Origin of the sequence: Cryomorpha ignava, from assembly GCF_010686655.1 — a bacterium.
GTDB classification, from domain to species: domain Bacteria; phylum Bacteroidota; class Bacteroidia; order Flavobacteriales_D; family Cryomorphaceae; genus Cryomorpha; species Cryomorpha ignava.
This window is the reverse complement of the sequence record NZ_JAAGVY010000090.1, coordinates 1-4,569: the sequence shown is the minus strand read 5'-3', so window position 1 is coordinate 4,569 and position 4,569 is coordinate 1. Positions and strand designations below refer to the sequence as shown.

Here is a 4,569-nt window from a genome sequence, read left to right as displayed (position 1 = left end):
TATTTTGTTCGTCAGCCAATAATTCTCATGATGCTTCATATCAGATAATATTTGTAATAATCCACCCATAATTCATCTTGACTATCCCGCCATCTTATACATCCTGTTTAAGACAATGTACGCTTTGAGCTTCTTTTTCAACTATTATTTTGTGCGTCAGCCGATTACTCTCATCAACATAATTCGTAATTCACAATTCGTAATTCACAATTCGTAATTCGTAATTCGTAATTCGTAATTCACAATTAAATCCTAGTAATCTTTCAATACATCCAGGCTCTCCTTAATTTCGGTAATTCCAAATATAAAGGCATTCCGAAACATCTGATCGTCATCTTCGCCATTCTTGGTTACCACCTCTTTTTTAGTTTTTTCTACTAGTTCCTTAAATGCCGTCATTTGGCTTTCGGTAACCTCTTCGTCGTTTACCACTGCCGAGATAATCTTATTTGCGCTATCTTTAATTTCAGATGCTTTCTCTTCTATGTCCGCTCCTTTGGCTAATATGTCAGAAGCTGCACTCTGGCTGACCCGGTGAATGATAAGAATGGAATTATACAATTTTTCTGTGGCTCGTATCAGTTCGTGAATTTGGTCGGAATTTTCCCACTGGATGGCCTCCGCCGAACCTTTGGCATTTCCCAAATTGGTATGAAAATTATCGGCTACATTATCAGAATCTTTCTTTTCTGACCTAGTTGTATTGTCCAATGCAATTTCAAATCTCTCACAGGCAGCATTTAATGCCTTTCGCAAATGCATTCTAGCTCGCTGTGACGCTTTATCGGGCCAGACCACTAAAGAAATCAGAAAGCCAACTACAATACCTATGCCTATTGCGATAAGTCGATCTATGCTTGTTTCGAGCGCATCGCTTTCAGACCCTATGGCGATGGCGGCGGCCCCTACTATTCCGTATCTCCATTGAGGTTTAAAGCCAACAATAAGGTTTATCAAAGCTACTGTTACAGAAATACTTATCACAGTAGCGTAGCCGTATGGGATGGCACTCACGAGGCCAAATCCGATAAGGCAACCCACCACCGTAGCCAGAATGCGGCCCTTTGAATGGGCGATGGTGTTTCCAATACTTGGCTCAATAACCAAAACCGCTGAAAGCACGGCCAGGAATACCTCGGGAAGCGAGAAATATTTCATCACCAAAAAAGTGATTCCAGCCGCCAAACCAGATTGCAAAGCCAACCGAACAGCATCGCGCGTTTTGTCTTTCTTAATTGCTTTGGGAATTTTATTAATGGTTTTTTTTAATGTCGAATTCATGAACTATTGGTGTTTTTAATCGGTTATTTTATGGCGACTATGAAAGAATGAATTGGTACGTTTTTGTATTAACAGGTTATGTGGTATGGGTTTGCAAAATAGGGATATTCTTTAACTGTCTTATACAGGATTTTTGAGATTTATAAGATGGACAAGATGTGCTGATGCGATGTATTGAGCGGAGTCGAAATGTGCTGATGTGCGGATGGAGAACATGGCGGGATAAACTACTGTGCGGATGGGTTTGGTGGCAAAATAGTCTTTAACAGGATTTTTAAGATTTTTAAGATGGACAAGATTTGCTGATGCGATGTATTGAGCGGAGTCGAAATGTGCGGATGTGCGGATGTGCGGATGGAGAATATGGCGGGGAAAGGGATGTGCGGATGGGTTTGGTGGCAAAATAGTCTTTAACAGGATTTTTAAGATTTGTAAGATGGACAAGATTTGCTGATGCGATGTATTGAGCGGAGTCGAAATGTGCTGATGTGCGGATGGAGAATATGGTGGGATAAACTACTGTGCGGATGGGTTTGGTGGCAAAATAGTCTTAAACAGGATTTTTAAGATTTGTAAGATGGACAAGATTTGCTGATGCGATGTATTGAGCGGAGTCGAAATGTGCGGATTTGCTGATGTGAAAAGGTATTTCTGACAAGTCCATGAACCAACGACCAAAGGAAGCCCGTAAGGGAAACTTAGAACTAAAAACTCTTTCACACTAAAAATCGTTCGCGTAAGGTTCTGGGGGTGTAATTCTGTTCTCAAAAATTTCTACCTTGCGCCGATGAAACTCAAAAGTATATTTGGCGCCGTACTAACCGTGATCGGCATTGCCGGATTGATATATGCCGCGGTGCTCTATGTAAATGATACAGGAACACTCCGTTCCCTCCTGGTATATGGAATTCTGGGCTTAATCTTTTTTGTATCCGGAATTAAATTGATCAGGGATTTGTGATGTCAGGAAATGGATGTTTTCGAATGAAATGGAATAAAAGGGTATCTGGAGGGTGTCGATCATAGAGTTGCCATAGTTTTGTTGTAGTACTGCCATGGAGATGGCGTAGGCTTGTGATGGAGTTCTATCATTGTTAATCCTTGCTTGAATTGAGGTTTTGCTGATGAGCTGATACCGACGGCTACGGGGATGACGATAAATCCAGATTTCTAGCCCTACCCTTTCTCCCTATAAAACTTATCTCTCAACCTATAGGTCAAATCATTTATTACTTCCAAATCAGGCCTCTCGGGTAGAGATGAATTCTCAAATGCCTGTTCCATTTCAGCTTTTTTCTCGTCAGCCATTTTTAATAATTCGGCATACGCATACTTACCCGATTTTATTTCAAGAAGAAAATCCCTGTTGGGGCGTTTTACATTTACCACATGATCACTTCCTATTTCAACCGCCATTTCCAAAAGTCTGAATACATGCATCATGTTCTTTGCATCGTAGTTTTTTCCGTGGCTCCTTGTGTTCTCATAGCGATCATCGTTTCGCTTCGCCACCCAATCCCAATATTCGCGATACTCCTTGCAATAACTGGAATAACCATTTCTATTAAAATACATCAACGCCTCTTGCTCAGTTCCTTTCGGGATGGAGCTTAAAGACACATCGTTTGAACCTACACCCTTAACAACTCCCGAAAAACCGGAATCTTCAGAATAATACAAACCGTACATATCATTCATGTGCTGAATGTTCACTAGTCCACAATTTTCTTGCGTCCAACCTTTAATTTCAAGGTACTTAAATAATGGAATCGCTCCCTGCTCATAGTTTACGTAGCAATAAGACAAAACACCTCTCCTTTCTTCCGCCACAGGGTTTACAATTTTCTTTTTCAGCCCCTTCGCCTTTTTTATTTGCGCTAAAGCAAACTTGCCAAAAGTATTGCCGCAGAGTTTGGACAAAATCAGTTTCGTGTTTAGCTCTGATAAAATGGGATGTTTATATATAATCGCTGATTCAGGGGTATTCAAAAGCTCAAGAATATTCGGGTTGTTTACAGAAAGTAATTCCATAAAACGTCCAAACTCATAAAATACAATGTCGTTCGTTTCATTATTTACTTGCGGCGTATAATTCAAGCCATAAAATTCCGCTTTTGGCAAAATAAAAACACCCTTAATATCTGTATCGGAAGCAGGTGTTTCTAATCCATAAGCCCTGCTACCACTTATACACTCAAGTATTATTAAGCCTCTATTTCTTAAATCTTCTATGGTCATCGATTATTTAATGTATTTCTAAAAAAGGCATTTAATTCGCTCAACCGTCCTTTTGCGGCAGGTAGATTTTTCGCCTCAGTATCAGCCCTGGCAATGCTGACCTTCATAAACTCTATTAAATCGTGCTCGCCGCTGTGCAGGTATGATTCGCTAATGGTAGATTTCAGTTCAATAAGTTCTCCAATTCTATGCGTTAAATCTGTATTCAAATTTAAACCATTCAACATTTTACCAAATTCTATTGGCGGCATCTGCTCACTTTCCAAAATCCACAAACATGCCACCGACGCTCTCAGAGCATAAAAGAACTTTTTGAGTTTATACTCTTTCGATGTTGACACTTCATCAAATGCCTTCTTAGCCATGCTTAAATAATGGTGCATGGTAGCAATTCTCGAGTAAGTGACATTGGCCATTGAATTTAAGCCTTCCAGAAATGCATCATCGGCTTTGTAGATTATCGGCGATTGAATTCTTTCCAACAGCGGCGGATTTGACTTCCAAAGCAGCCTCAAACTCTTTCGCAAATCCCAGCCGCTTATATCGATCTCATTATTCTCAAGAAAAAGCTCAATAGTATCCTTTTCCTCCACCAGACTCAAATACCAATCTTTTTCATGTTTGTAAATTACCCGTACATCATAATCACTATCAGGCGATGGAAAACCCCATGCCCTGGAGCCTGTTTCGCATGCCAAAAGGATTTTTATTCCCTTTTCTTTCTCCAACTCTGTCAAGTAATTTTTAATCTTTTCTTTCATCCGTTTTACTTAAACTTAATTTGTGTCTTTCTCAAACATCAGCTGCAGCTAAGATAATATTTGATTTTACTTTTCAGTGAATGGCTAAACTGTCTTATACAGGATTTTTAAGATTTATAAGATGGACAGGATTTGCGGATGAGTTAATGTGCGGATTTGCGGATGTGCGGATTTGCGGATGTGCGGATGTGCGGATGGAGAATATGGCGGGGAAAGGGATGTGCCCCGCTGAAATAGCGGGATAAACTCCTCATGCCTGCGGCTTGATCTTGGATGTGGGGATGTGATC

Annotated in this window: 6 protein-coding genes; 2 read left to right on the top strand and 4 right to left on the bottom strand. The window is 40.2% G+C overall.

What is annotated here, in order from left to right; translation table 11 throughout:
* Positions 1–252 precede the first annotated feature (252 nt).
* Positions 253–1,281: an FUSC family protein gene (locus G3O08_RS20330; RefSeq protein ID WP_163287286.1), complete on the bottom strand. Its 1,029-nt coding sequence runs from the start codon at positions 1,279–1,281 to the stop codon at positions 253–255.
* 120 nt (positions 1,282–1,401) lie between these two features.
* Entirely contained in the window at positions 1,402–1,725 is a 324-nt protein-coding gene (locus G3O08_RS21015) for a hypothetical protein (RefSeq protein ID WP_204336972.1), read from the bottom strand.
* A 343-nt stretch (positions 1,726–2,068) separates the two neighbouring features.
* Here G3O08_RS21015 and G3O08_RS21010 point away from each other — a divergent pair, with 343 nt between their 5' ends.
* On the top strand, positions 2,069–2,242 hold the full coding sequence (locus G3O08_RS21010; protein ID WP_204336971.1) for a hypothetical protein: 174 nt from the start codon (positions 2,069–2,071) through the stop codon (positions 2,240–2,242).
* Positions 2,243–2,457: 215 nt separating this feature from the next.
* Here the strand turns inward: G3O08_RS21010 and G3O08_RS20325 are convergent, their stop codons facing one another.
* Positions 2,458–3,519 (bottom strand): DNA polymerase beta superfamily protein, encoded by a 1,062-nt coding sequence (locus G3O08_RS20325; RefSeq protein ID WP_163287285.1) that lies wholly within the window; start codon positions 3,517–3,519, stop codon positions 2,458–2,460.
* Complete coding sequence (locus tag G3O08_RS20320; protein ID WP_163287284.1) at positions 3,516–4,280, bottom strand: nucleotidyltransferase domain-containing protein; 765 nt, start codon at positions 4,278–4,280, stop codon at positions 3,516–3,518. The genes G3O08_RS20325 and G3O08_RS20320 overlap by 4 nt, the downstream gene beginning before the upstream one ends.
* A gap of 80 nt (positions 4,281–4,360) precedes the next feature.
* Here G3O08_RS20320 and G3O08_RS20315 point away from each other — a divergent pair, with 80 nt between their 5' ends.
* Positions 4,361–4,525 (top strand): hypothetical protein, encoded by a 165-nt coding sequence (locus tag G3O08_RS20315; protein WP_163287283.1) that lies wholly within the window; start codon positions 4,361–4,363, stop codon positions 4,523–4,525.
* Positions 4,526–4,569 lie beyond the last annotated feature (44 nt).